This is a genomic window from Planococcus sp. SE5232, from assembly GCF_050686535.1.
Classification (GTDB): domain Bacteria; phylum Bacillota; class Bacilli; order Bacillales_A; family Planococcaceae; genus Planococcus.
The window spans coordinates 333726-358725 of sequence record NZ_JBOGCP010000003.1 but is presented as its reverse complement, the minus strand read 5'-3'; the positions used below and the strand labels follow the sequence as shown (position 1 = coordinate 358725).

At 49.1% G+C, this 25000-nt stretch carries 28 protein-coding genes; 20 read left to right on the top strand and 8 right to left on the bottom strand.

Features of this window, described 5'->3' with window-relative positions; all coding sequences use genetic code 11:
- Positions 1-495: 495 nt before the first annotated feature.
- Positions 496-780 carry a DUF5316 domain-containing protein gene (locus tag ACRC6Q_RS12930; RefSeq protein WP_394120390.1) on the top strand — a complete coding sequence of 95 codons (285 nt, stop codon included), beginning with the start codon at positions 496-498 and terminating at the stop codon, positions 778-780.
- A gap of 18 nt (positions 781-798) precedes the next feature.
- Entirely contained in the window at positions 799-1551 is a 753-nt protein-coding gene (locus tag ACRC6Q_RS12925; protein WP_431466742.1) for a class I SAM-dependent methyltransferase, read from the top strand.
- Between the two features lie 552 nt (positions 1552-2103).
- Here the strand turns inward: ACRC6Q_RS12925 and ACRC6Q_RS12920 are convergent.
- Entirely contained in the window at positions 2104-2460 is a 357-nt protein-coding gene (locus ACRC6Q_RS12920) for a DUF1801 domain-containing protein (RefSeq protein WP_431466741.1), read from the bottom strand.
- A 13-nt stretch (positions 2461-2473) separates the two neighbouring features.
- The gene (locus ACRC6Q_RS12915) at positions 2474-2992 is read right to left on the bottom strand and encodes a helix-turn-helix domain-containing protein (protein ID WP_431466740.1); all 519 of its coding nucleotides are present in this window, start codon (positions 2990-2992) and stop codon (positions 2474-2476) included.
- A gap of 158 nt (positions 2993-3150) precedes the next feature.
- Here ACRC6Q_RS12915 and ACRC6Q_RS12910 point away from each other — a divergent pair, with 158 nt between their 5' ends.
- From ACRC6Q_RS12910 to ACRC6Q_RS12900, 3 genes are all read left to right on the top strand, one after another.
- Complete coding sequence (locus ACRC6Q_RS12910; protein WP_431466739.1) at positions 3151-4461, top strand: MFS transporter; 1311 nt, start codon at positions 3151-3153, stop codon at positions 4459-4461.
- A gap of 26 nt (positions 4462-4487) precedes the next feature.
- Positions 4488-5471: an ornithine cyclodeaminase family protein gene (locus ACRC6Q_RS12905; protein WP_431466738.1), complete on the top strand. Its 984-nt coding sequence runs from the start codon at positions 4488-4490 to the stop codon at positions 5469-5471.
- Positions 5472-6037: 566 nt separating this feature from the next.
- A complete protein-coding gene (locus ACRC6Q_RS12900; RefSeq protein WP_431466737.1) occupies positions 6038-6679 on the top strand; it encodes an alpha/beta family hydrolase in 642 nt (213 codons plus the stop codon).
- 31 nt (positions 6680-6710) lie between these two features.
- Here the strand turns inward: ACRC6Q_RS12900 and ACRC6Q_RS12895 are convergent, their stop codons facing one another.
- Positions 6711-7271 (bottom strand): maltose acetyltransferase domain-containing protein, encoded by a 561-nt coding sequence (locus ACRC6Q_RS12895; protein ID WP_223635147.1) that lies wholly within the window; start codon positions 7269-7271, stop codon positions 6711-6713.
- A gap of 112 nt (positions 7272-7383) precedes the next feature.
- On the opposite strand from ACRC6Q_RS12895, the gene ACRC6Q_RS12890 reads away from it, so the two are divergent.
- The 8 genes from ACRC6Q_RS12890 (at position 7384) to ACRC6Q_RS12855 (ending at position 15064) form a co-directional block, all read left to right on the top strand.
- Positions 7384-8025, top strand: a complete 642-nt coding sequence (locus tag ACRC6Q_RS12890) for an alpha/beta family hydrolase (protein WP_431466736.1) — start codon at positions 7384-7386, stop codon at positions 8023-8025.
- Positions 8026-8305: 280 nt separating this feature from the next.
- Positions 8306-8872: an MEDS domain-containing protein gene (locus ACRC6Q_RS12885; RefSeq protein ID WP_431466735.1), complete on the top strand. Its 567-nt coding sequence runs from the start codon at positions 8306-8308 to the stop codon at positions 8870-8872.
- Between the two features lie 189 nt (positions 8873-9061).
- On the top strand, positions 9062-9508 hold the full coding sequence (locus tag ACRC6Q_RS12880) for a DUF4385 domain-containing protein (RefSeq protein WP_431466734.1): 447 nt from the start codon (positions 9062-9064) through the stop codon (positions 9506-9508).
- Positions 9509-9575: 67 nt separating this feature from the next.
- Positions 9576-10463, top strand: coding sequence for a TIGR01777 family oxidoreductase (locus tag ACRC6Q_RS12875; RefSeq protein ID WP_431466733.1), 888 nt, complete (start codon positions 9576-9578; stop codon positions 10461-10463).
- Positions 10464-10611: 148 nt separating this feature from the next.
- Complete coding sequence (locus ACRC6Q_RS12870; protein WP_431466732.1) at positions 10612-10881, top strand: RNA polymerase sigma factor; 270 nt, start codon at positions 10612-10614, stop codon at positions 10879-10881.
- Between the two features lie 165 nt (positions 10882-11046).
- Positions 11047-11520 (top strand): MarR family winged helix-turn-helix transcriptional regulator, encoded by a 474-nt coding sequence (locus ACRC6Q_RS12865; protein WP_223635174.1) that lies wholly within the window; start codon positions 11047-11049, stop codon positions 11518-11520.
- A complete protein-coding gene (locus ACRC6Q_RS12860; protein WP_431466731.1) occupies positions 11517-13241 on the top strand; it encodes an ABC transporter ATP-binding protein in 1725 nt (574 codons plus the stop codon). Before ACRC6Q_RS12865 ends, ACRC6Q_RS12860 begins: the two co-directional genes overlap by 4 nt.
- The gene (locus ACRC6Q_RS12855; protein ID WP_431466730.1) at positions 13238-15064 is read left to right on the top strand and encodes an ABC transporter ATP-binding protein; all 1827 of its coding nucleotides are present in this window, start codon (positions 13238-13240) and stop codon (positions 15062-15064) included. The genes ACRC6Q_RS12860 and ACRC6Q_RS12855 overlap by 4 nt, the downstream gene beginning before the upstream one ends.
- 45 nt (positions 15065-15109) lie before the next feature.
- Here ACRC6Q_RS12855 and ACRC6Q_RS12850 read toward each other — a convergent pair whose 3' ends face one another.
- Positions 15110-15934, bottom strand: coding sequence for a CPBP family intramembrane glutamic endopeptidase (locus tag ACRC6Q_RS12850; protein ID WP_431466729.1), 825 nt, complete (start codon positions 15932-15934; stop codon positions 15110-15112).
- A 189-nt stretch (positions 15935-16123) separates the two neighbouring features.
- Between ACRC6Q_RS12850 and ACRC6Q_RS12845 the strand changes: the two genes are divergently transcribed.
- Together ACRC6Q_RS12845 and ACRC6Q_RS12840 are read left to right on the top strand one after the other, a co-directional pair.
- Positions 16124-16297, top strand: coding sequence for a hypothetical protein (locus tag ACRC6Q_RS12845; RefSeq protein WP_185960097.1), 174 nt, complete (start codon positions 16124-16126; stop codon positions 16295-16297).
- A 565-nt stretch (positions 16298-16862) separates the two neighbouring features.
- Entirely contained in the window at positions 16863-18857 is a 1995-nt protein-coding gene (locus ACRC6Q_RS12840) for a penicillin-binding transpeptidase domain-containing protein (protein WP_431466728.1), read from the top strand.
- 215 nt (positions 18858-19072) lie between these two features.
- Here the strand turns inward: ACRC6Q_RS12840 and ACRC6Q_RS12835 are convergent, their stop codons facing one another.
- Entirely contained in the window at positions 19073-19414 is a 342-nt protein-coding gene (locus tag ACRC6Q_RS12835) for a hypothetical protein (protein WP_223635189.1), read from the bottom strand.
- A gap of 582 nt (positions 19415-19996) precedes the next feature.
- Between ACRC6Q_RS12835 and ACRC6Q_RS12830 the strand changes: the two genes are divergently transcribed.
- The 4 genes from ACRC6Q_RS12830 (at position 19997) to ACRC6Q_RS12815 (ending at position 23449) form a co-directional block, all read left to right on the top strand.
- Complete coding sequence (locus tag ACRC6Q_RS12830) at positions 19997-20383, top strand: MerR family transcriptional regulator (RefSeq protein ID WP_431466727.1); 387 nt, start codon at positions 19997-19999, stop codon at positions 20381-20383.
- A 38-nt stretch (positions 20384-20421) separates the two neighbouring features.
- On the top strand, positions 20422-21729 hold the full coding sequence (locus ACRC6Q_RS12825; protein WP_223635195.1) for a hemolysin family protein: 1308 nt from the start codon (positions 20422-20424) through the stop codon (positions 21727-21729).
- 78 nt (positions 21730-21807) lie between these two features.
- Entirely contained in the window at positions 21808-22863 is a 1056-nt protein-coding gene (locus ACRC6Q_RS12820; RefSeq protein ID WP_431466726.1) for a hemolysin family protein, read from the top strand.
- Between the two features lie 97 nt (positions 22864-22960).
- The gene (locus tag ACRC6Q_RS12815) at positions 22961-23449 is read left to right on the top strand and encodes a DUF4306 domain-containing protein (RefSeq protein WP_431466725.1); all 489 of its coding nucleotides are present in this window, start codon (positions 22961-22963) and stop codon (positions 23447-23449) included.
- A gap of 214 nt (positions 23450-23663) precedes the next feature.
- On the opposite strand, the gene ACRC6Q_RS12810 is transcribed toward ACRC6Q_RS12815, so the two are convergent.
- The 3 genes from ACRC6Q_RS12810 to ACRC6Q_RS12800 all read right to left on the bottom strand — a co-directional run bounded on the left by ACRC6Q_RS12810 (position 23664) and on the right by ACRC6Q_RS12800 (position 24362).
- On the bottom strand, positions 23664-23834 hold the full coding sequence (locus ACRC6Q_RS12810) for a hypothetical protein (protein WP_431466724.1): 171 nt from the start codon (positions 23832-23834) through the stop codon (positions 23664-23666).
- A 77-nt stretch (positions 23835-23911) separates the two neighbouring features.
- Positions 23912-24178: a hypothetical protein gene (locus ACRC6Q_RS12805; RefSeq protein ID WP_223635208.1), complete on the bottom strand. Its 267-nt coding sequence runs from the start codon at positions 24176-24178 to the stop codon at positions 23912-23914.
- A gap of 22 nt (positions 24179-24200) precedes the next feature.
- Positions 24201-24362 carry a hypothetical protein gene (locus tag ACRC6Q_RS12800; protein ID WP_223635212.1) on the bottom strand — a complete coding sequence of 54 codons (162 nt, stop codon included), beginning with the start codon at positions 24360-24362 and terminating at the stop codon, positions 24201-24203.
- 185 nt (positions 24363-24547) lie between these two features.
- On the opposite strand from ACRC6Q_RS12800, the gene ACRC6Q_RS12795 reads away from it, so the two are divergent.
- The gene (locus ACRC6Q_RS12795) at positions 24548-24949 is read left to right on the top strand and encodes a hypothetical protein (protein WP_431466723.1); all 402 of its coding nucleotides are present in this window, start codon (positions 24548-24550) and stop codon (positions 24947-24949) included.
- Positions 24950-25000 lie beyond the last annotated feature (51 nt).

Genomic DNA, 25000 nt, shown 5'->3' with positions numbered 1-25000 from the left:
TTGACGATTTTTTATGCAAAAGCAGGAAGCATAATGAAATCAGCGATTCCAGGTAGTAAAAAGCAGTTCGCGCAGGCGAACTGTTTCCTCTTGCGGTTTTGAACTGAGGTGTGGAAGGTAGAGAGAGGCGAAGTTGCTGTAGAAGAGCGGGAAGTTCATGTATAGAATGAAAACTTTCATGTAGCCAGACTAAATCCGTGTAAGAACTCTAAAAGTTCATGTAGAAACTGAAAACTTCACTTTGAAACGAACAATCGTCATCTAGCAACCCGTATTCTTCAAGTAGCCATACCAGATTCATGTAAGAACTCTAAAAGTTCATGTAGAAACTGAAAAACTTCACTTTGAAATCATCAATCATCATCTAGAATTCCAAACCATCAAATGGAATTCAAAAATAAGCGCCAACAGCTACCTCTGGCAGGCTACATTTGATAAAATTGATGTGTTGGAGAAATTTAAAAAATTCACAGTATCTAAAGGAGAGAAAATAGCATGAAACATTTTCTAATTGGAACAGTCATCGCTTTAATCGGCGTATTGATTGCGTATTTGATGAACGACTGGTCGTTGGTTTATATCATTAGTGGCATCGTTGCCGGCGTCGCATTGATTTGGGGCGTGTTGGCATTGGGAACTGGCAAGAACAAGTCAACAAGAACGACAAGTTCAGAAAAACGCCGGGAAAAGCAACAACGTGTGACGAAAATGAAAAATTGGGTATTATTAGCTGTGCCGAATATCATCGCCGTCATCGTGAACTTGGCTATGATTTCATAAAGCAAATGGGGTGAGGAGTTGTTAGGGTATTACAGCAGGTTATCATCAGAAGTCTATGACCTCGATAAGCCGATCGGCAGTTCATTTGGCGACATCGAATATTACTTGGAGCGGTTGGCTTCGTGCAAAGGGCGAATCCTGGAGCCGGCATCAGGAACCGGGCGGCTGCTTGTTCCGTTACTGGAAAAAGGATATCAAGTCGACGGTTTTGATTTATCGGAGGAAATGATTGAAGTATGCCGCAGCAACTGCAAAGAGCGGGGACTGGCACCCAAATTGTTCAACGCAAAAATGGAGTCGTTCTCGATTGATGCAAAGTACGCAGCAATCGTCATTCCGACAGGGACATTCCTGCTGCTCCACGAACGTGAAAAATCGCTGCAGGCATTGCAGAATTTCTACAGCCATCTGGAGACAGGCGGCCGTCTGATTGTCGATTTGCATGTGCCTTCAAACATCGAGATCGAGAAAACTTCGACTCGGACGTGGCAGGCTGCTAACGGCGACACGCTGACTGTGGAAAGCAAGAAAATCGAAGTTGACTGGATCCAGCAGTATTTCGTATCGCAAGGACGTTATGAACGTTGGCGCGATGGCCGGTTGGTCGAGACGGAACTCGAGCGTTATCCGATGCGCTGGTATGGCGTCGAGGAATTCAAAACCATACTTGAAGGAATCGGTTTCAACGAGATCAGCGTTTCAACAGGTTACCAATTTGGTGAGTACCCAAAAAATGCAGACTCCATTATTACTTTTGAAGCGGTAAAATAAAAAAAAACGAGGCGGAATTCGCCTCGTTTTTTTCGTGGGTAAATATGTGGTTTTTAATTCTTTATTCTCCGGCGCCTAGCTCTGACAGGCGCCTTCGCTTTTCTTGGTGTCCAGCTCTGGCGCCCAGCTCTTTGGGTCATAAGCCAGCCCGGCAGAGCTACATGGGCGCCTCCGCTTTTCTTTGTCCAGCTTCAACGGCCAGCTCCTCGGGTCATAAGCCACTCTGACTATGCGGCAAAGAACGCCGCTTCGTCAGATCGTCTTATGCCTTTCGGCGCTGAACGGCCGTTTCCGCTTTTCTCTATTGTCCAGACTCCAGCAGCCAGCCCCTCGAGTCGCTTCAGCCTTTCCCGCAATGGCTGAAGAACGCCATTACCGGCAAGGCTTCCAGCGCTTGTCGAGGCTAAACGGCTGCCTCCGCTTTTCGTATTGTCCAGACTCCGGCGCCTAGCTCTTCAGGATGTAAGCCACTCTGGCTGTGCGGCTGAAAACATGCCGCTTCGCCAGATCGTCTTACCCCTGTCAGAGCTGAACAGGCGCCTCCGCTTTTCTCTATTTCCTATTCAATTCCACGGCATCCCAGATCAGCAGCTTCAGTTCGTCGGTCCGGATGTCGTCGGTTCGGTTCAGCCGGACATGGCGCATCTTCTTGCCGTCGCCTTCCAGCAGGTTGGATTCGTCGCGAAGTTCCGCACCGCGGTAAAAGCCGAAGTTGACGTGGCTTTTGGCGGTTTGCATATAGCACACAAGCCCTTCTTTAGCATAGCTCGGCTTGGACCATTTGAAGCCTTCGTCCATCTCCGGATAAGCCTCAAATACCAATGTGCGCAGCTGCGCTACGATTTCCTGTGTCGGACTTTCCAGGCCTTCGATAAATTCATCTACTTGCGGATCTTTGATTGGATGCATAGACGGACTCCCCTTAATTCGTTTTGGATGATACCAGTAAAAACCGTACATCTTGTTCTGTTAAGTTGAACCAATAATGCTTTTTGCGTGCATCGAACAGGGTTGACTGCTGCGGGGCGAGCTCGGTGCGTTCGCCTTCGACTTCGACAGTCAACACCCCATCCACAACGAATAGAAATTCATAACCGCTGTGAGCGAAGGGGTTGCCTTCTGAATCGCCCGGTTTCAAGGTCACCAGCATCGGCACGAAGTTTGCTTCGTTAATGCCTTGCGACAAATCTTTGTAATAAAACCGTTCGAGGCGTGTGGCCCAATCGATTTCGTCGGTTTCATTCGTAAAAAACAAACTGGGATCTACGTTTAAGGCATCTGCTATTTTACGCAGCGACTCCAACGTCACGCTCGACTTGCCACGCTCGACCTGCGACAGGAAGCTGATGGAGACATCGGTCTTCTCCGCCAGCTCCTTCAAGGTCATCTTCCGCTCCTTGCGAAGGCTTTTTAATGTAATCCCAATCGTTCCGTCAGACATGGAGAAACCCCTCTTTGCTAAATGTTCTGCCTTCATCATACCGTAGATAGGGGAGAAATAAAATTGTGGCAGGATATTGACAGAATATTGCTAACTGACTAAACTGTTGAAAGGGAGAATTAAAGTGTCACTTCAATTATTCGTAAGGGGGAAATAAGATGGATAAAAAGCAAACACGCAAAGTTTTAACGGCAAGTCTCGTGGGGAGTTCAATTGAGTGGTTTGATTATTTCTTATATGGAACAATGGCGGCATTGGTGTTCAACCAATTGTTTTTCGTCAATGAAGATCCAACGGTCGGGCTGATGCTCGCTTACGCTTCTTTCGCGCTATCATTCTTTATCCGTCCATTCGGCGGCATCATCTTCAGCCATATCGGCGACCGCATCGGCCGCAAAAAGACCTTGGTCATCACTTTAAGTTTAATGGGCTTTGCCACATTTGCCATGGGGCTCCTGCCGACCTATCAGGCAATCGGCGTCGCGGCACCGATCCTGCTGATTACGCTTCGCCTGATTCAGGGTCTTGGCATCGGTGGCGAGTGGGGAGGCGCATTGTTGCTTGCGACTGAATATGCCCCTCCTGAAAGACGCGGTTTTTTTGGCAGTATCCCGCAGATGGGCGTCACCATCGGAATGGTCATGGGAACTTTAGCATTATACATCATGACTTTATTGCCGGAAGCGGCGTTTATGAGCTGGGGCTGGCGCGTTCCATTCATCTTGAGTGCGTTCCTTGTAGTCTTTGGTCTGTGGATCCGAAAAGGCATCGATGAGACACCTGAGTTCAAGGCGGTTCAGGCATCGGGGGAAATTCCGAAGTTGCCGATCGTGGATACTTTGAAATACCATTGGCGTGAAGTGTTGATTGCCATTGGTGCAAAAGTTGTTGAAACAGCACCGTTCTATATTTTCGGAACTTTCGTGGTATCCTATGCGACCACAAACCTCGAATTCTCGAGAACAGCTACTTTGGCGGCCGTGATGATCGCGACGGTCATCACGACGATTTTGATTCCAATCATGGGTTCATTGTCCGATCGTGTCGGCCGCAAAAAGATGTACGTCACGGGATCAGTGGCGATGGCTCTCTTCGCATTCCCTTACTTTTGGATGTTGCAACAAGGATCTGTAACCTTATTGATCGTTGCAACGATTATCGGACTTGGTATTATCTGGGCGCCGATCACCGCAGTTCTTGGCACCATGTTCTCAGAAATTTTTGACGCCAAAGTACGATACACGGGAGTGACGTTAGGCTACCAGATTGGTGCAGCTTTGGCAGGAGGAACGGCGCCTTTAGTCGCCACATTCCTGCTGGCCACATTCGATAATTCTTACGTACCGGTAGCGCTTTACATCATCCTGACAGCGGTCATTTCGTTATTGTCTATCTGGGCAGTAAAGGATTTGAGCGGCAACCAGGCTCAACCACAACCAACATTAGTAACAAAAGAAAGCCGCGTGTAAGCGGCTTATTTTTTAGGAGGCTTTACATGCTTATCATCAACGAACAGCAGATTCAGCAGCAATACCATATGGCCGATGCCATCCGTGACGTGACGGAAATGCTGCGCGCCAAGCAGCAGGGGGGGATCAACAGCCCACATCGCACCGTCCTTGATTTTCCGGAACGGCAGGCATCAGCGCTGTACATGCCAAGTGCGGATATGGCGAATAAAATCTCAGGCGTCAAAATCGTCACCATCTTCCCGGAAAATCCGGCGCAAGGCAAGCCGACTACCCAGGGCGTCATCCTGCTATCGGACGGCGATAACGGAGAGCATGTCGCAATGATGACGGCTTCGTATTTAACCCGTTTGCGCACAGGAGCGCTCAGTGGCATCGCGACCGATCTGTTGGCACGCAAGGAAAGCCGTGTGCTGACGGTTATTGGTACAGGCGCGATGGCATTCGAGCAAGTGCTGGGTGTACTCGCTGTACGACCGATCGAAAAAATCATCCTGGTCAACCGGACACCGGAAAAAGCGGAACGCTTCGGTGAGCGCCTCGTGGCATTCGGTGTCGAAATTCCGTATACGGTCGAAACCATCGTTTCGTCAGCGGTTCAGCAAGCAGACATCATCTGCTGCGCAACGCGGTCGAACGAGCCGGTCTTTAATGGAGAAGACTTGAAGCCGGGCACACACATCAACGGCGTCGGTTCCTATTTGCCGAGCATGCGCGAAATGGACGAAACGACCATCCTGCGGGCGAATAAAATCGTTGCAGATGACATCGCTGGCGTCAAAGACGAAGCAGGCGAGCTGATTCACAGCGTGAACAGCGGTGCCTGGTCATTCGATCAACTGTATGCTGAACTTGGCCAGTTGGTTGTCGGGGACGTTGCCGGACGTGAAGCCGAATCCGAAATCACTTTCTTCAAATGCGTCGGCGCCGCCTATTTTGATTTGGCCGTCGCCAAAGGCGTCTACAGTAAAGTTCAAGCGAGCGGAGCGGGAACAGAAGTCGAGTTGTAAAATTGAGTTTCAGGAGCATCCCGTAAGCGGCAATTTGCGCTTGCGGGATTTTTTAGATAGGGATTCTGGATTTTATGTGAAGTTTTGGAGTTCTTACATGAATTTGATGTGGCTACATGAAGAATATGGGTTTCTACAAGAGATTTAGCAGCTTCTACATGAAGTTTTGGAGTTCTTACATGAATTTCGTGTGGCTACATGAAGAATATGGCTTTCTACATGAGATTCAGCAGCTTCTACATGAAGTTTTGGAGGTCTTACATGAATTTCGTGTGGCTACATGAAGAATATGGGTTTCTACAAAAAAATTAGCAGCTTCTACATGAACTTTTCCCCCTCTATGGAACGTCTGCTACTCCCAGTTCCCACAATCTAAGTTCAAGCCCGTCAAAGGAAGCCGTTCGCTGTTGTTCGCAGGTTACCCATACCGCAATTTAACTTGAGTTCGTAAAATGTAAAATCCATCTACAAGAGGCTGCCGTTTACGAATAAATAGACAAAATTTACATAAAAAACTCACGCGAATCATGGGTTTTTTTGTATAATGATGGGAAGGGGTGGAAGAAGTGAAGCTGATCAGGGGAAGCGTCATCGGGTACAAAGAATTGATAGTACCGTTTAACTTTATCCGAAATAAAGGGAAGGCAAAAACCTTGGCGATCTTTCTTCCAGGTGCCGGGTATAAGACAACGTCCCCTTTGTTTCATTTCACAGAAGAAGTCTATTTGAACAGGGGCTATGATGTGTTATGCGTGGACTACCGATACGTAGACAAGGAATACGATGATTTTACGAACGAAGAATTGGACAGAGCGGTGAAAGTGGATGCTGCAGCTGTTTTGGATAAATTCTTTTCGGATGCACGATATGATGAGTATTATATAGTAGGCAAATCACTGGGAACGATTGCGATGAGCTTGGAACTGAAGAAGGCGCGGTTTGAAAAGGCGAAACTGATTTGGCTGACTCCGTTGATTGATCAGCAGCCGGTATTGGAAGCAATGGTTCAAAGTCATCAGGAAGCTTTATGTTTTATTGGCGATCAGGATCGTTATTATTCCGAAGAAAACTTCCGAAAACTGGCAGCTAATCCGAAAATGAGTTCCAACTTATATCCGGGACTGAATCACAGTTTGGAGTACGGGGACAAACCAGTCGATTCTATTGAAATGCTGAAAGAAATCATCTCTGTTATTGAAGAGTTTTAACGAAAAAGCAACACGCCGAAGCGCATTGCTTTTATTCTTCGATATGGCCGATGGCTTTTGCAGGATTGCCGCCGACGATGGAATTGGCAGGCACATCTTTAGTGACGACAGCACCCGAAGCGATGACCGCATTGTCGCCGATGGTGATACCGGGATTGATGACAGCGCGGCCGCCGATCCAGACATTGTGGCCGATGGTGACCGGCTTGCCGAATTCTCTGCCGGAATTGCGGACCGCTGGATGGAGCGGGTGGGTCGCCGTGTAGATGTGGACACCCGGTGCAATCATACAGTTGTCGCCGATCCGGATTTCGCAGACATCCAGAAATACACAATCGAAATTGGCATAGAAATTTTCACCGACATGGATGTTGAACCCGTAATCGCAGCGGATGGTCGGTTCAGCATGGAGGAGTTCGCCGGTCGAGCCGAATAGTTTTTTCAGCAGGGTGGTTCGGTCCTGGCCATCCATTTCAGTGGTTTCGTTGAACAACCGACTGAGCCGCCGGGCGTTCATGCGGTTTTGGCGCAATTCGGAATCCTGCGGGTCGTACATTTCACCCGCCTGCATCTTTTCTTTTTCCGTTTTCATTCGTCAACCTCCTGCAAAAATAATGGTAAATCGATTGTATCATAGCTAATTCGTAAAATATTTAGTAAACTTATGGAATATTCTTTATAATAGAGAGACAGGAGTGGGAATTATGAAAGCGATTGACAACAAAGTCACAGGCTACAAAGGAATCGAGGTTCCTTATACGGTCGTGTTGACGGAAGATTACACAAAAAAATTAGCCATCTTTTTGCCGGGTGCCGGATATACCGCAAAGAGTCCGTTGTTCCATTTTGCAGAAGAGATATTTTTAAATAAAAACTACGATGTCCTGCGGGTCAATTACCAGTACACGGACAAAGCGTACAACGAATTCACCATGAAGGAATTGTCCGAAGCGATTGTCCATGATGTGCGCTTGGTGATCAGTGAAGTGCTGAAAGGCAGAAACTATCAGGAATTTTACTTGATTGGAAAATCGCTTGGCACCATTGCGATGAGCGCCGAAATGAGGCGTTCTGAATTCAGCGAAGCCAAAGCCATTTGGGTGACGCCGTTATTGAATCAGCAAGAAGTCCTCAATACAATGGTCAACAGCAAAAATCCGGCGCAATGCTACATCGGCGACAAAGATCGCTACTATTCGCCAGGTGCATTCGAATTGCTGAAAACCAATCCGAACCTGGAATCGACCTTATTGCCCGACATCAACCACCGATTGGATTGTGAAAACGATCCACTCAAATCCATTGATGCCTTGAAGCAGATCATCGACGGAATTAAGAATTTTTGACAGGAAGCTGTCCGCTTACTTGCGGATGGCTTTTTTGTTGGGAAGTTTGCTGTTAAACTGGTCGGATGTGACTTCGATAAGAACGGATCGTTCTATGAAAGAGAAACTTGTTCAGAGAACGTCATCAAGTCCATACCGCTCACAACGCATGTTGAAGGTTGGAGCTGCAGTTGAATCTCTTCTTACCCAATAAAAGGGTATCGAATTGGGGGACAAATGTTCCTGTTTTCTGTATACTGAACCTAGAAAATACATACTAACTGATTAAAGGGATGATAAATTGAACAAAAATATGATGCATTTATTCGAAAACCAGCGAAATCTCCATGTGCTTTATTCATATGAGGAAACCGAAAAATACATTGAACAAGTTGTGGCTTATGCCAAGCACGGAGTTGAAGTAGGGGATTACGTGATCCTGATTGAAAATCCTCGATTGACTCCAAAGATCTGCGCAGAATTGAAGAGCCAGCTTACAAAAGAGCAGATGGGATATATCCATTTTGTAAAAAGCTTTGATTTTTATTACTCAAGCGGCAGTTACCACCCGCCTGCCATCCAGGCCTATTTCGAAAAAACGGTTGAACCTTACCTGGTAAGAGGGGCAACTTTCCGTTCTTGGGCACATGTGGAATGGGCGACTATGGAAGATCCAATCCATCTGGTAAAGGATTTCGAAAAAATCATCGACGTGGCGGTGGACGAATTAGAATTTCCATTGATCTGTGCCTATGCAAACAAATCGATGCCGAAAGACATCAAACAGATGCTGCTCGAAGCGCATCCATATATTTTGGTTGAGGATGATTTGGTCGTTTCGGATTTGTACGTTGCAGCAAAAGCCTAGCATTCATAGCCATCCGCGCTCCGAGAAACCGGAACGCGTCCCGACACTGCCCGAAAACCCGGCAGTGTTTTTTTATGGAAAATTCGAGCATCTCCCTAATTGCTTGATTCCTTTGAAATCCTGGATTCACCCACCCCAATGGAGGGTATAGCTTTAACAAAGCAAAAAGCACAAAAGGAGTCGATCTTCATGGCGTTTGATTATGAGTTGGATTACAAGACCCTGGACTTGCGCAAGCATCCGGAGCTGTACCGTGTGGGCAAGGGAGAGCAGGGCGTGCTGCTGGTGGAGCCGTACAAAAGTGAGATTCTGCCGCATTGGCGCTTCAAGACGCCGGAGATTGCGCAGGAGTCGTGCGATAAGATTTCCGAGATGTTCGAGGAATACCGCAAGCAGGATGATTTTGTCGGCATGGACATGGCGCGCAAATTCATTCAGATGGGCTATACGCGGGCACGCCGCTATACGAATTACAAAGGCGGCCGCAAGTACAATGAAGACGGCAGCATCAAGGAGCGCGAAATCGATCCGGTAAAAGCGGAGTCAGCGGCCATCTTCAAAAAGCGCTGGGACGAAATCCGGGAAGACGAAGATTACTTGAAGCGCAAAAAGAAACATCAAAAAGAATTTGGCTGAGCCGCATCTTTTATTGGCAAGAGTCGTCACATACCATAAGAACAACTTACAGAAAATAGGTGATGGGATGAAGAAAATCGTATTGGCTGGAGGCACCGGCTTTGTCGGGCAGTATTTGGAACGGAAATTTACAGACCAGGGCTACCGGGTCATCATCATTTCACGGCAGCCGGACCAGTTGAACTGGACCAACCATACAGGAATCGTCAAAGCATTGGAAGGCGCCGAAATGGTGGTCAACCTGGCTGGGAAGTCGGTGAATTGCCGGTATACAGAAGCCAATAAGCGCGAAATTTTCGATTCGCGGATGGAGACGACGGAAGCGCTCGGTACGGCGATTTTGGCCTGCGACAATCCGCCGCCGCTGTGGATCAACTCGAGTACATCGACCATTTACCGCCATGCGGAAGACCGGCCGATGACGGAAGCGAATGGCGAATTCGGCAGCGGCTTTTCAGTGGAGGTTGGCAAGGCATGGGAACAGGCGTTTTTCTCGTTCAAGCTTCCGAATACACGACAAGCCGCGCTGCGCTTGTCGATTGTTCTCGGAAAAGATGGCGGTGTCATGACGCCGTATGAAAATATGGTGCGTTTTGGACTCGGCGGAAAACAAGGAAATGGGCGCCAAATGTTCAGTTGGATCCATCTGGAAGATGTTTACCGCATCATCCTGTTTATCCGCGACCATGAAACCATCAGCGGCGTCCTCAATACGACCTCGCCTGAACCGGTTACCAACCGTGAATTGATGAAGCAGTTGCGTCTGGTGATGGACCGGAAACTTGGGTTGCCCGCAACGAAGTGGATGCTGAATATGGGAGCGGTGGTTATCGGAACCGAGCCGGAACTGATTTTGAAAAGCCGCTGGATTCTGCCTGAGCGACTGCAGCAGGCTGGCTTCAAGTTCACTTACCCTACGCTCGATAAGGCATTGAAAAACATCCTTCAAGACTAATTCGAATAGACCGATAGCACCAGTAAATTCTGCAAAAGCCGAATTTTACTGGTGTTTTTTAATTTATTTCAATAAAATATCTTAAATTCGAGATAGTTAGGTTTAGGACGATTGCCATAAGGCAATGGCAAAGGTAGGGGGTGTCAAATTGACCATAGACGAGAAATTGATGAGTGGCATACTGGACCGGGACCAACAGGCCTTGGCGGATTTGTACGACCGATATCACCGCATCATCTGGAATATAGCGCGCCAAACCGGTTCAGGTCCTTCCGTCTGTGAGCAACTTGTCGCCCAAGTGTTCCGCACGGTCTGGACCGAGCCGCAGAACTTCATGCAAAACCGCCGATTAGTGGCGCTGCTGATTGACTGCTGCCGTTCGCACCACACGGATGCGCAGATAAAAATATGCTTGTGAAAATGCTCCACATCTCAGCCGGCACACTGGCAGGAGGTGTTTTTTTATGGAAAGGAAAATTGCAGTACGCCAAAGTTGACGGACCCCGCTAATCGGAGTAGCTTAAAGGCAGTGTAACAGATTGTTCCATTTGGAACGGTTCGAAAATGAAAGATGGTGAAGTAGATGAAGGATAAGAAAGAAATGGATCCTTCCATGCAATTGATGCTGTCATTTGCCCATGTGCAGAAAAACATGGTGCGCTTCATTCAAAAGTCGGCTGCGGAAAAAGACCTGTCCATTCCGCAATACTCGATTTTGATGACGATCATCAACTGCAGGGAAATGACGCAGAAAAATATAGGGGAGAAGACCTTTCTGCCGAAAAGCACCTTGAGCCAGGCTGTGGATGGGCTGGTCAAAGAAGGCTTTCTCGATCGTCGGCAAGTAGAAGACAACCGCCGTGAAACCCTGCTGGAACTCAGTCCAAAAGGACAAGCTTTGGTGAATGAACTGCATCTCCAGGAAGATGGCCTGCATCAGGTCTTCAAAGCGGCTAGTGAACAGTTTACGGATGTCCAGGTAGAAGAGCTGCTCGATGCCCACCGGAAAATTTCGGCTTATTTAGCGGATGTAGAATTAGAGGTGGCTGCAAAATGATCAAAATCCTGAAAAACCTCAACCCCTATAAGTGGGTGGTGGTGGCGGTTGTCGTATTGGTATTCGGCCAGTCGATGGCGGAGCTGTTCCTGCCGACCTTGATGGCGGACATCATCGATAACGGTGTCGTCAAAGGCAACATCCCCTATATCTGGGAAATCGGCGGCTGGATGCTGCTGGTTTCCGCAATCGGCGCCGCTGCAGCGGTCTTTGCCAGCTTTTATTCGGCTAAAGCGGCAATGGGCATGGGCCGTGACTTGCGGCACAAGGTCTTTAAGCATGTCGGCCAGTTTTCGCTTCAGGAATTCGATGAAGTGGGAACTGCCTCGCTGATTACGCGTACGACGAATGACATCACCCAGGTGCAGCAAGTCGTCATCATGATGCTGCGCATGGTCATCAGCGCACCAATCATGCTGGTTGGCGGCGTTATCATGGCGGTCTCAAAAGACGCCCAGTTGTCTCTCGTTATCATCGGTGCTATGCCGGTATTGGCCATTGCGATCCTGCTGATTCTGAAGTACGGTATGCCCTTATTCCAGGAAGTCCAAAAGCGGCTCGATGGCCTCAACCTGGTGGTGCGGGAAAACCTGACGGGCATCCGTGTCATCCGCGCGTTCAACCGCGAGCCGGAAGAAAAAGCGCGCCTTCAAAAAGCTAACCGTGAACTCGCAGATGTCTCCATCAAGGTCAATAAAGTCATGGCCTTCATGATGCCGGTGATGATGCTGGTCATGAACATGACGGTTGTCGCCGTCATTTGGTTCGGCGGCATCCGCATCAACAATGGTGCGATGCAGATCGGGGATTTGATGGCTTTTATCCAATACGTCATGATGATCATGTTCGCATTGGTGATGGCTTCCTTCATGTTCGTCATGGTTCCGCGCGCCGCGGTATCAGCGAAACGCATCAACGAAGTGCTGGAAATGAAACCGGCCTTCACGGACGACGGCACGGCTCAAGCGGACCGTACACGCGGTACGCTGGAGTTCGAAGACGTTTCCTTCTATTATCCGGGAGCGGAAGAACCGGCGCTGTCGAACATCAGCTTTACGGCCAAACCGGGGGAAATCACCGCTTTGATCGGCGGGACGGGCTCCGGCAAGTCGACACTGGTCAACTTGGTGCCGCGCTTTTACGACGTCAAGAGCGGGACGATCCGTGTCAACGGCGTCGATATCCGCGAAGCTTCGCAACAGGAAATCCGTTCGAAAATCGGCTTTGTGCCGCAGAAATCGATCCTGTTCACGGGAACAATTGCAGACAATATCCGTTTCGGCAAACAGGATGCGACGCAAGCGGAAATGGATCACGCGGCAAGCATTGCGCAGGCCACAGAGTTTATTGATCAGATTGATGGCGGCTATGCGGCTGAAATCGAGCAGGGCGGCTCCAATCTGTCAGGCGGCCAGAAGCAGCGCCTGTCGATTGCGCGCGCGTTGATCCGCAAACCGGATTTGTATATATTCGACGATAGCTTTTCGGCGCTCGATTTCAAGACAGACGCCAAGCTGCGCAAAGCTTTGAAGGATGAAACGAGAAACGCCACGGTGCTGCTGGTCGCACAGCGCGTCAGCACCGTTGTGGACGCGGACCGTATCATCGTCTTGGAAAAAGGAAAAATAGTGGGCATGGGCACACACGAAGAACTCTTGAAATCCAATGAGGTCTACCGTGAAATTGCCCTATCCCAGCTGTCAGAGGAGGAAATCGCATGAGCAAGATGGGACCTCCTCACGGCGGAGCAAATATGCCAGCAGAAAAAGCCAAGGATTTTAAAGGTACATTCCGTCGCCTTGTCTCTTATTTAAAACCGCGCCGCAAAAAGTTGGCGGCGGTGTTCCTGGTCGCAATTCTAAGTACGGTGTTTGCCATCGTCGGACCGAAAATCATGGGAATGGCAATCACCGAACTGTTTGAAGGCGCTTATGGACAACTGCAGGGAGTCCCGGGCGGCGGCATCGACTTTGGTGTCATCGGCCAGATTCTCGCCATTCTTGCCGGACTGTACCTGTTCAGCAGTTTGTTCAGCTATATTCAGCAATACATGATGTCAACGGTGGCGCAGGATACGGTCTATGACCTTCGCCAGGACGTCAATAAAAAACTGGAGAAACTGCCGCTGAAGTATTTTGATGGCCGGCCAAACGGCGAAACTTTGAGCCGTATGACCAACGACATTGATACTATCGGCAGCACGCTGCAACAAAGTTTGACGCAATTCATCACTTCCATCGTCACCATCGTCGGGATTCTTGTCATGATGCTGACAATCAGTCCGTTGCTGACTTTGATCGCGGTCGTCTCTTTGCCGCTGTCCTTGTTCGTCATCGGACCGATTCTGAAGAAATCCCAGAAATACTTCAGCAGCCAACAAAAAAATCTGGGCCGCCTGAACGGCCATGTGGAGGAAATGTACACGGGCCATCAGGTCGTCAAAGCGTTCGGCCATGAAGCCAAATCCAACGAACAATTCGATGCGGTCAATGAAGAGCTGTACGATGCCGGGCGCAAAGCCCAGTTCATCTCCGGAATCATCATGCCGATGATGACGTTGATCGGCAACTTGAGTTATGTGGTGATCAGTGTTGTCGGCGGGATCCTGGTGACGCAGCGCGCCATCTCCATCGGGGATATCCAGGCGTTCATCACTTATTCCAAACAGTTCACGCAGCCGATCACCCAAACGGCGAACATCGCCAACATCATCCAGTCGACGGTTGCCGCCGCTGAACGGGTCTTTGAACTGCTGGACGAAGAAGAGGAAGTCAAGGAAGTGACGACTTCTGTCCTGGCACGTGCGAAAGGCGCCGTTGCTTTTGAAGACGTCGACTTTGGCTACGGGGACAATCTGTTGATCGAGAAAATGAATATCGACGTCCAGCCGGGTCAGACGGTGGCGATTGTCGGGCCGACCGGTGCCGGCAAAACGACCTTGATCAATCTGTTGATGCGCTTCTACGAATTGAATGGCGGGCGCATCACCGTCGACGGTTTTGATTCGCGTGAGATGTCCAGAAACGAACTGCGCCAGAACTTCGGCATGGTGCTGCAGGATACGTGGCTTTTCAATGGCACGATCCGTGACAACATCGCCTACGGCAAAACCGGTGCCAGTGAAGAGGAAATTCTCGCTGCGGCAGAAGCGGCACACGCCGATCACTTCATCCGCACATTGCCGGACGGCTACGATACCATCCTGAACCAGGAAGTTTCGAATATTTCGCAAGGACAGAAGCAATTGCTGACCATCGCCCGTGCGATTCTTGCTGATCCGCCGATCATGATTTTGGATGAAGCGACTTCGAGCGTCGATACACGGACGGAAATCTTCATCCAACAGGCCATGAACCAGTTGATGGAAGGGCGCACAAGCTTTGTCATCGCGCATCGCCTGTCGACCATCAAAGACGCCGACCTGATCCTGGTCATGGACCAAGGAAAAGTCATCGAGCAGGGCACGCACCAACAGCTTCTCGACAAAGACGGCTTTTATGCCGATCTGTACCACAGCCAGTTTTCAGTGGAAGTGGCTGTATAAACTGAAAAAGGTCCACCGTGCAAAAACTGCGCGGTGGACCTTTTGCTATTCATGGTTGAATTTTTCTTCCGGCCTTTTGCGAGATTCCAAAGCGCGTGCCAGCCAGAAAATGGCACCGAGCATCAATACGGCACTGATGCCAAGAATGACCGCGTTGGGTGTCGCTTTCGTGTAGATATCCGCCAAATCGAAAATGGCGATCGACTCCGGCCAGGTCGGCGCCAGGAACATCGCAGCCGCCGCCAATGAGTTATTGATGATATGCAATAGGATCGGGAGCAGCAGGTTGTTGGTCAGCAGGTACAAAAGAGAAGCAACGACGCCGAACAAGAACGCGCCGATGATATCGAGATGCAAAATGCCGAACAGCAGGCTGGAGATCAACACTCCGCCCCATACCGAGGTTTTGCCGATGAGCCGCTTCAGCAGCACGCCGCGGAACATGAACTCCTCGACGACCGGCGCCAAAATAGCGATGCTGAAAATCGTGAAGACGATATACCACGGCGTATCCGGGATCGGCAGCGTCTCCAGCATAAAGTTGACCAGCCACGGCGCAATCGGCGCCAGCATAAATAGCTGAAACCAGAACATGCTGATCGAAAAGGCGATTGATACGAGCACCAAGGCAATCAAAGCCGGCAGCCATTTCTTGATGCCGTTTAAAGACAGCACATTCCAGACGGAGGTATTGTGCTTCCGGAAATAATAACCGAAATAGATGCCAGGCACCAAAACGTACAGCACCAATTGGCTGATCACATCAAAAGCAGTGTCGCTGACATCGAGGGCAATCAGGATAATCATGGTGGCAATCATCCCCAACCCGGAAAACAAAATCAGATAACGCGCCTTCATCTGCTCGAACATGGAGCACCGCCTTTCTTTTATGTTCATAAGAGAACCCGTTCAAATTATGTATATAGAGTATACGCCAATTCCCACCGCAAGTTTCATTTTATTTGCGCCTATCTTTAGACAAAAGGGGGCGGGGCAAGTTATGCTTAAAGCAGTTTACCCGACCATTTCAGGAACGGGCAGAACGGAAGGATGAGCTGAATGGCATTTCTAGACAAACTGAACCAATTGAAAGACAAGTCGATCGAAAAAGGCAAAGCACATTGGGAAGAAAACAAAGATGACTACAAAGAAAAAGCCACCACCTACAAAGACAAAGCGATGGTCATGAAAGACGACGTTGCCAATAAAATCAAAGAGAAAACAAAGAAATAATCGATGGATTAGTTAGGCGAACGTCGCCTGGCTATTTTTTTGCGGAAATTTAGGTGGGCTGCCGGGAATAGTGTGGGGCTACATGAACAATTGCTGTTTCTACACGCACAGTTTGGGTTTCTAAGTGAAGTATTGAGGTTGCTACATGAAGTTTACACGATGCTACCGGAATAGGGCGAGGCTACATGAACAATTGCTGTTTCTACACGCATTAGGTGGATCTCTACATGAAGTATTGAGGTTTCTACATGAAGTTTTCGCGGTGCTACCGGAATAGTAAGGGGCTACATGAAGAATCGATGCTTCTACACGTATTAGGTGGATCTCTACATGAAGTTTTGAGGTTTCTACATGAAGTTTTAGCGATTCAACCGGAATAGTGCGAGGCTACATGAAGAATCGATGCTTCTACACGCATTAGGTGCATTCCTACCTGAACGCTTCGACTTTCTACATGACATTCCGCACTCCCTACACGACACCCTGTTAAAACAGAAAATTCAGTCTTTATATTCTCCATGATTCAAGCGATAATAGAAGAAAGGAAAAGAGCGGAGGTCATGTGATGAGAAAGACCATCTTACCAGCCATCTTCTTTTTATTCATACTACTATTGACGGCGTGCCAGGAGGAAGAGGCGCAGCCGGCACCCGAACCGCCGCCGGAAGAGCCGGTCGAAACGGTTGATTCGCCCGAAGCGCGGGTCGCAGAGTTTATTGAGCTATGGAAAAGCGGAGACTTTCCAAGCATGCATACAAATTATTTGAACCAAGGTACGCAGACGGTTTACGGTGAGGCGAATTTTGTAACTTGGCAACAGGAGCTTCATGAGCAGCTGGGCATCGACAATTTGGAGGTGTCCTATACGCCGGTAGAAGGCGCCGTATGGACGAAAGAACAACCGGTGGATTTCCCGATTCAAATTGCGTTCGATACGGTCATCGGGCCGGTGGAATTCGAAAAAACGCTGACGCTGCTGTATGAGACGCATGGGGAAGCGGAAGACTGGTTTGTTGAATGGGATCCGTCTTTTATTCTGCCGAATCTTGAAGCTGGCGATCAGGTGTCAACGCAAATTACCGAAGGGCCGCGCGGGGAAATCGTCGACCGCAACGGCGAAGCGATCGCTTCCAACAGCAGCGGCTATGAAGTCAGTGTCATTCCGGAAAACTTCGACACTTCCAAAAAGCCGCAGCTCGCGCAGTTGTTGGGGATGAGCGAGCAGGCAGTCGACGACAAGCTCAACCAGCCGTGGGTGCGGCCGCATTACGTCGTGCCGATTGCGCAGATCAAGGCGGACCAATCTACGCTGGATGAGCTGTTCACGATTCCGGGTACGACCCGCGTCGAAGTGGCGATGCGCAATTACCCGTATGGCCGGGCGCTGTCGCATATCAGCGGTTATATGGGGCCGATCACTGCCGAGCAGCTGGACGCCTGGAGCGGCCAGGGCTATTCGACCGAAGCTTTGGTCGGCCGGCAGGGCTTGGAGGAAATTCTGCAGGAGCGGCTACGCGGGGAAGCGGGCGGCCGCATCATTCTGGAGAAACAGCGGGAAAACGCCGTCATCACGTCAGTTGAAAATGAACCGGTGCCAGGGGAAACCGTGTCGCTGACCATTGACGCTGAGCTGCAGCAGGCAATTTATGGTGCAATGAGAGAACGGGCGGGAACCAGTGCCGCCATCGATCCGTATACGGGAGAAACGCTGGCGCTGGTCAGTTCACCGGGTTTTGACCCGAATGAATTTATTCCAAACATCACCAATAGCCGCTTCCAGGAGCTTGCCAATGATCCGCTGCAGCCGTTCTTCAACCGCTTTGCGGCCATTTATACACCAGGTCCGGTGATGCAGCCGGTCACTGCGGCCATCGGATTGGAAAGCGGTACGTTAGATCCCGAGGAAGGCCTCGAAATTTCCGGCAAGTCGTGGCAGCGCTACCGTTCGTGGGGCGATTACCGGGTTACGCGGCCGCGCGATGACGTGCCGAACCCGATCGATTTGGACAAAGCGCTTGCCCATTCCGACAATATCTACTTTGCCCAGCAGGCACTCAACATACAAAACGATGATTTCCGGACAGGCCTCGAAAACTTCGGTTTCGGCGAAGAAATCGCCTTTCCGATTGAGTTGACGCCGTCCCGGATTTCACAAAATGGCACATTCGGTTCCGAAGGCCAACTTGCCGGCACAGCTTCCGGGCAGGGGCAGATGCAGGTCAACATCCTGCACATGGCGACTCTGTACAGCCCCATTTTGACCGGCGGCAAGCTTTACAAGCCGACCCTGTTCCTGGATGACCAGGACGAGCAATTATGGAATGAAAACCTGCTGGACGCTCCGAATGCGGAGGTGCTGCAGGCGGGATTGGCCAATGCCGGCAAAGAGCTCGGAGTAGAAATTGCCGGCAAAAGCGGAAACGCGCGCGAAAGAAGTGAGCAGAACGGCTGGTTCGTCGGCTACAGCCTCGTGAATCCCAAGATGATTGTCGCGATGATGGTCGAAGGGGAAGAAGAGGTGGGTGAGTTGGTGGAGCAGGTGATCAAGGCGCGTGAATAGACAAGCAGCCAGGCGGATGGGAGCGCCTGGCTTTTTTGTGTAGTGGGGTGTGTCTCTACTCGGGTGTTTGTTGTTTTAACCCGGGCGTTTGGGGAGTCTACCCGGGTGTTCAGCGGCGCAACCCGGGTGTTCGCAATCTATACCCGAGTATTCCAACAATCTCCCATAAAAAAAGCAAGCTGCCTCAAAGACAACTCGCTTCTATATAACACCCGTTATTCAAACCGCTGATTCTCCGGCGGCCCCAATTTATCGGTCAGCACCTCCAAAATGTCATCAAAATACTTTCCTTCGTACCACATTTCTTTATACGATGCCGAGCGGATAATCGCTTTCTTGTCCACTTTCGTCACGTCGATTTGTGCCGTGTGGCTGGATCCTGTCTCCTCGATTTCCTTTTTCTTCTCCTGGATGAACGTCTCCATATCATCCGCCTCATAATGCTGAAACGTGTCCACTACCTCATCAAACAGCGGCATCGTGTCCTCCGGGCTTTCAAACAGCCAGGCATATCCCTCATTTTCATTAGCTAAGCGCAAAGTCAGTTGATATTCCAAAAACGCCATCTCCTTTTCCAAGCTAGTTGCCGAACATGAAAATCGATTTTGCAAATAAACCCCGTGGCTAAAAGCAGTCAACCAGCAGAAAAATTGCTGTATTAGGCTTATACCCGATTGTCCGGCCGACAGTCCTGGGAAATCAAAAAAACAGCTTGAAGTTTGATCAGGGAATAGCGGGTCGGGCCAATCAAAACGGAGGGACAGGAGGTTTGTTTGCGGAATAACTCGCGTTGTTTGCGCAATAACCGGGTTTATTTGCGGAATCCCACACTTTGTTTGCAGGAAGGCGCTATCCAAAACCCTGATTGGAAAAAGAAGAAAGAGTGCCTGCAACACTCTTTCGCTTAAACCATTTCCAAACAATAAATGTCTAAATATTGTCAATTAGGTTGGGCGACTCATTATTTTTACCGAGAAGCAGCACGTGATACTGTATGCTTTTTGATGACTTATGCTATTATTTTTTATTACATAGAGAAACTGTTTTACCGCAGTGGATCAAACCGGGTTTCAGCCACCAAGGTGTTGATGGGGCTGAAAGGATTAAAAAAAGGAGGCGTCTGCATTGGGAAGGACTTAATGAAAATTGGGGAAGTTGCAAAAATGAGTGGGGTCTCAACAAGAACCATCGATTACTACACGGTCTCAGGATTGCTTCAGAGTGAACGGTCTGACGCCAACTACCGGCTTTATCCGGCTTCTGTCCTGCAGACGCTGGAACGGATCCAGCTCCTGAAGAAACAGCGGTTGTCGATTTTGGAAATCAAAGAAATCCTCGACGCGCCGGAAAGTCCGGAAACAAGTGAGCTGGTGGATGAAGTCACCGAAGAATTCGAATACCTGCAACAAAAAATCACGCGCTTGGAAGAGCAATTGAAAGATGCGCCAAGCTCCGTGAAGCTGCACATCAGCAAAGCGCTTGAGCATCAAGTGGCAGCCATTGCCGCCTTGGTCGCTTTGCTTTAACCAACTTTGGAGGTGAATCCCTTTTACAGGGAGAACACGTGGATATAGTTACCTTATTGAATTTAGCGTTATTAGTGATATTGATTGCCTTGACGGCCTTTTTCGTCGGATCGGAATTTGCGGTCGTTAAAATTCGCATGTCGCGGCTCGATCAATTGATTGCAGAAGGCAATAAAAAAGCAGTGATGGCAAAAAAAGTGGCCAGCGATTTGGACTATTACCTGTCCGCCTGCCAGCTTGGCATCACCGTAACGGCACTCGGGCTCGGGGCACTTGGGAAACCGACTGTCGAACGGTTGATGTACCCGATCTTTGAATTTTTTGCAGTTTCCGATGCTGTAGCATCTGCTGCTTCCTACGCGATTGCGTTTCTGCTTGTGACCTACCTTCACGTAGTGATCGGCGAAATGGCGCCCAAGACCTTGGCAATTCAATTCGCTGAAAAGATGTCCTTGCTTTTGGCACCGCCGCTTTATTGGTTCGGACAAATCATGAAGCCATTTATCTGGGCATTGAACGGAGCGGCCCGCGTTCTGTTGAGGCTTTTCGGCGTTCAGCCGGCAGGACATGAACAGGCTTATTCGGAAGAAGAGCTGAAAATCGTCATGGCTCAAAGCTATCAAGGCGGAGCTATCAATGAAACCGAGCTTTCCTACATGGAAAACGTCTTTTCATTCGATGAACGCGTGGCCAAAGACATCATGGTGCCGCGTACCGAATTGGTGACGCTGGATAAAGACATGCCGTTGAAAGAAATCATCGAGATTTTGGATGAGAACAATTATACACGCTATCCGGTAACGGAAGACGGCGACAAAGACCGCGTTCTCGGTTTTGTCAGTGCGAAGAAAATGCTGCCGCATATCGTCGCAGGGCGGGACTGGCAACTGGAAGAATTCATCATCGAACTGCCGACCGTCTTTGAAGCGACCGGGCTGCAAAATGCACTGCTCCATATGCAGAATGCCCGCGTCCACATCGCTTTGGTGGCGGACGAATACGGCGGTACCGCCGGGATGATTACGATGGAAGATATTTTGGAAGAAATCGTCGGCGAAATCCGAGACGAATTTGACGCCGATGAAGTCCCGGAAATCAGCAAAATCAATGAAGACCAATACATGATCAATGGCCGTGTCCTGCTGAAGGATCTCGAGGATCGCTTTGGCTTGTCATTTGATGACAGTGAAGAAATCGATACCATCGGCGGTTGGATTCATTTCAAGAGCGTGGGGGAAGTTAAGCCAGGCGAAACAGTCATGGAAGGCCAGACTTTGTGGACCGTAATAGAAATGGATAATCAGCAGGTTAAGCAAGTCATGTTCCATAAACAGCCAAAAAATTAATGCAATAAGCTGGATTGGAAAATATCCAGTGCACCCTAAAAATATATGGAGGTGAATCCCTCAGTTGAGGGATACAACTTGGATGGACAAATAGTGATTAACTTAATACTTGTAGCGTTGCTGATTATCGCAACCGCATTTTTCGTCGGTGCCGAATTCGCCATTTTGAAAGTGCGGATGTCGCGGATCGACCAATTGATAGCAGAAGGCAATAAGAAAGCTGCACGGGCAAAAGAAGTAGCCAATCATTTGGACTACTACCTGTCCGCCTGCCAGCTGGGAATTACGGTAACCGCTTTGGCCCTTGGTGCGTTAGGAGAGCCGACAGTGGAACGTATGCTGCACCCGTTGTTCGTAGCCTTTGAAGTTCCGGCAGCCTTATCGACAGTTCTTTCCTATGCGATTGCCTTGAGCATCGTAACGTTCCTGCACGTGGTCATTGGAGAATTGGCGCCGAAAACATTGGCGATCCAATATGCAGAAAAAATGACCCTGCTGCTGGCACCGCCGCTTTACTGGTTCGGCAAACTGATGAACCCGTTCATTTGGCTGATGAATGGTTCGGCGCGCCTGTTGCTGCGTTTATTCAAAGTAGAGCCATCTGGCCACGAAGAAGCCCATTCGGAGGAAGAACTAAAACTGATCATGGCGGAAAGCTACCAGAGCGGTGAGATCAATCAAACCGAATTGACTTACTTGAAAAATATTTTCGCTTTCGACGATCGCATTGTCCGGAACATCATGATTCCACGGGAAAAAATAGTCACCGTCGATAACAACCTGAACCGTGATGAACTGTTCAAAGTCATTGAGGCGCACGAATACACTCGCTACCCAGTCACCGAGGCCGGCAATAAAGACAAATTGATCGGCTTCATCAATACGAAAGAATTATTGACGAGCATGGCGGCGGGCCGGACTCCAGAGCCCGAATCCTTTATCCATGAAATGACCAGCTTCACTGAAACCACACCGATACAAAAAGTCCTGACAAAAATGCAGCAAAGCCGGACGCATATGGCGGTTGTCACAACAAAAGACGGCACCGTTTCCGGACTAGTGACGATGGAAGACATCCTCGAGGAAATCGTCGGGGAAATCAGCGACGATTCATATGAAGTGAAACCAAGCTGATTGGAATCAGAGAGACCTTAGGGGTCTCTTTTTTTGCGTTATTTGGAAAATTATTGATATAGTAGGTAAAAAAGAATCTATAGGTAGGAGCGGTAAAATGCATCATGAAACAGCGAGTAAATCAAAGCAACCCATCCTCTTCTTAGGTGCCTTGACCTTTTTCGCCATCGCCACATTCTTCAGTCTGTACGAAGGCAGCCGACTCGACGACATCTCCTGGGAATGGCCCTATTCCGCCGTCTTCACCAATTGGCTGAGCGGAGAAGTGACTTCAGCGGATGATATCCTGACCATCGACTATCTCGTTTACGCAGCAAAATTTGAGCCCTTATTCCCGCTCATCATGTTCATATCCGGAATGGTCCTGTTTCTCCAGCTGTCTTTCTGGATACTCAGAAGGAAGAAAATCGCATTAAGCGTGGTTCTCCTACTAGGCGCAATCGCGTTGTTCGCCCTCGCCACGGCATTAATGGCCTCACCAACCGCCGGACTCGCGCTGTTTTCGATGATTTTCTTCGGAACCGGCATCCTTCTCGTGATTTTCAGCATCTTTTGGTTAATAAAAGCGAGAAAACTGCCGGCATAATCGGGTTGTTTGCGGAATACGGGGGTTTGTTTGCGCAATCCCGCACGTTGTTTGCAGAATAAATGGCTTTATTTGCGGAATAGCCAGATTTGTTTGCAGTATACAGCTATTTGTTTGCGGTAAGTTCGAAAGCCCATATGAATGGATAAAAAAAGCTTCAGGCAAACACCATGCCTGAAGCTTTTTTGTCGGTCCTTTCAATGAAGGGGAGCTGCTACAGACTTTTTCCGCGCAGCTCCAATTGTTTTTGTTCCAACGCAATTTTGTCGCGTTGCAATTGAATTTCAGCCAATTTGATCTGTGATTTTCGGTACATTTCAAAAGCAATCAGCAGGAGGAAGCCGGTGCCGAGAATGCCCATCAATAAGAAGAATCCAATCTCCAAAGATATCCCTCCTTATAAAATAAAAATAGAATATATTTCCGTCGGACGCAAAAAAGGGAACTCACTCCCCAATACACCTACCCATGAAGCGCCTGCTGCGCGCGGTGCGCATCTTTTTTCGCCACATAGAAATCATATTGCGCCGTGTTCGCCATCGCGTTGCGCATTTGAGGAGCGCCGGTATGCCCCTCGGTGCCGTGTACATTGGCGTTCATTTTCAGCACCGCGTCATAGGCGACGCCATGCGCGCTGAACTTGCCGGCCGCGTTGTAATACATGTCGTCGCCAAAAGCGGTGTAAGCCAAATGCTTCTTTTCAAAAAATAGCCAACGGATCAGTCCCATACCATCGAACCCCTCTCTGAACTTACGGTCTGCGGCGCAGCTCTTCGGCAATCGCCTTGAGCTGGGCATTGCGTTCCTTCGCCAGCTTCAAGCCAGTGACAACGGCATAAATTGCAAAGCCAAGCACCACCAAGTAAAACAGAATCGTCAGTAAGGGAATAAAGAAGAAAAAGTCACCCATCATACGAACACCTCCTCGTACCTGTAATACGGCACAAGTTGGGAAATGTTTCAAAAAGATGCAGCAGCCAGCAAATCGATGAATTCCTCCCTCAAAAGCACCCTAAATCCTTCATCCGACTTGGAACTTATTACCTGCCGAAACGTATGGATAGGGAAGAACGTACTTACCAATAAAGGAGGGCTTTCATGGATACCTTCACCTGGTTTTTCATTGTCGTGGGAATCATCATCATTATCGTCATGGCCAACTCCTATTTCAACTGGTGGGGGAAAAGCCTGGTCGTCCTCTATTACGGGGCCATGTCGTTTGTGTTTATCGGTATGACCCGCCGCATCAATGAAAAATACAGCGGCGTCATTCCGGTTCCGGATGCCTACTGGGATGAAAATTCGCAATGGGCATTGACCGCATCGAACCTGATGCTCCTGCCGTTCATCGGCATTCTGGTATATATCTATATCAATTGGCTTCTGAATGCCCCCACCATAACCGCAAGAATCCTGATCACGTTGAGCATGCTGCCTGCAGCGCTGCTGGTGTTTTTCTTTTATTTCATCTTCAACTTCGGCTATGGCTACCGGCCGTGAAAGGGATGCCAATTTTTATTTGTCTGTAAATAAATTTCCTTTATTTGAAAC

Coding starts and splice junctions, on each gene's coding strand:
- ACRC6Q_RS12875 (WP_431466733.1), top strand. CDS start 9,576: ATGAAGAAAATCGTATTGGCTGGAGGCACCGGCTTTGTCGGGCAGTAT.
- ACRC6Q_RS12795 (WP_431466723.1), top strand. CDS start 24,548: ATGGATACCTTCACCTGGTTTTTCATTGTCGTGGGAATCATCATCATT.
- ACRC6Q_RS12800 (WP_223635212.1), bottom strand. CDS start 24,362: ATGATGGGTGACTTTTTCTTCTTTATTCCCTTACTGACGATTCTGTTT.
- ACRC6Q_RS12895 (WP_223635147.1), bottom strand. CDS start 7,271: ATGAAAACGGAAAAAGAAAAGATGCAGGCGGGTGAAATGTACGACCCG.
- ACRC6Q_RS12865 (WP_223635174.1), top strand. CDS start 11,047: ATGAAGGATAAGAAAGAAATGGATCCTTCCATGCAATTGATGCTGTCA.
- ACRC6Q_RS12830 (WP_431466727.1), top strand. CDS start 19,997: ATGAAAATTGGGGAAGTTGCAAAAATGAGTGGGGTCTCAACAAGAACC.
- ACRC6Q_RS12920 (WP_431466741.1), bottom strand. CDS start 2,460: ATGCATCCAATCAAAGATCCGCAAGTAGATGAATTTATCGAAGGCCTG.
- ACRC6Q_RS12845 (WP_185960097.1), top strand. CDS start 16,124: ATGGCATTTCTAGACAAACTGAACCAATTGAAAGACAAGTCGATCGAA.
- ACRC6Q_RS12850 (WP_431466729.1), bottom strand. CDS start 15,934: ATGTTCGAGCAGATGAAGGCGCGTTATCTGATTTTGTTTTCCGGGTTG.
- ACRC6Q_RS12860 (WP_431466731.1), top strand. CDS start 11,517: ATGATCAAAATCCTGAAAAACCTCAACCCCTATAAGTGGGTGGTGGTG.
- ACRC6Q_RS12890 (WP_431466736.1), top strand. CDS start 7,384: ATGAAAGCGATTGACAACAAAGTCACAGGCTACAAAGGAATCGAGGTT.
- ACRC6Q_RS12840 (WP_431466728.1), top strand. CDS start 16,863: ATGAGAAAGACCATCTTACCAGCCATCTTCTTTTTATTCATACTACTA.
- ACRC6Q_RS12805 (WP_223635208.1), bottom strand. CDS start 24,178: ATGGGACTGATCCGTTGGCTATTTTTTGAAAAGAAGCATTTGGCTTAC.
- ACRC6Q_RS12815 (WP_431466725.1), top strand. CDS start 22,961: ATGCATCATGAAACAGCGAGTAAATCAAAGCAACCCATCCTCTTCTTA.
- ACRC6Q_RS12930 (WP_394120390.1), top strand. CDS start 496: ATGAAACATTTTCTAATTGGAACAGTCATCGCTTTAATCGGCGTATTG.
- ACRC6Q_RS12880 (WP_431466734.1), top strand. CDS start 9,062: ATGGCGTTTGATTATGAGTTGGATTACAAGACCCTGGACTTGCGCAAG.
- ACRC6Q_RS12855 (WP_431466730.1), top strand. CDS start 13,238: ATGAGCAAGATGGGACCTCCTCACGGCGGAGCAAATATGCCAGCAGAA.
- ACRC6Q_RS12905 (WP_431466738.1), top strand. CDS start 4,488: ATGCTTATCATCAACGAACAGCAGATTCAGCAGCAATACCATATGGCC.
- ACRC6Q_RS12915 (WP_431466740.1), bottom strand. CDS start 2,992: ATGTCTGACGGAACGATTGGGATTACATTAAAAAGCCTTCGCAAGGAG.
- ACRC6Q_RS12910 (WP_431466739.1), top strand. CDS start 3,151: ATGGATAAAAAGCAAACACGCAAAGTTTTAACGGCAAGTCTCGTGGGG.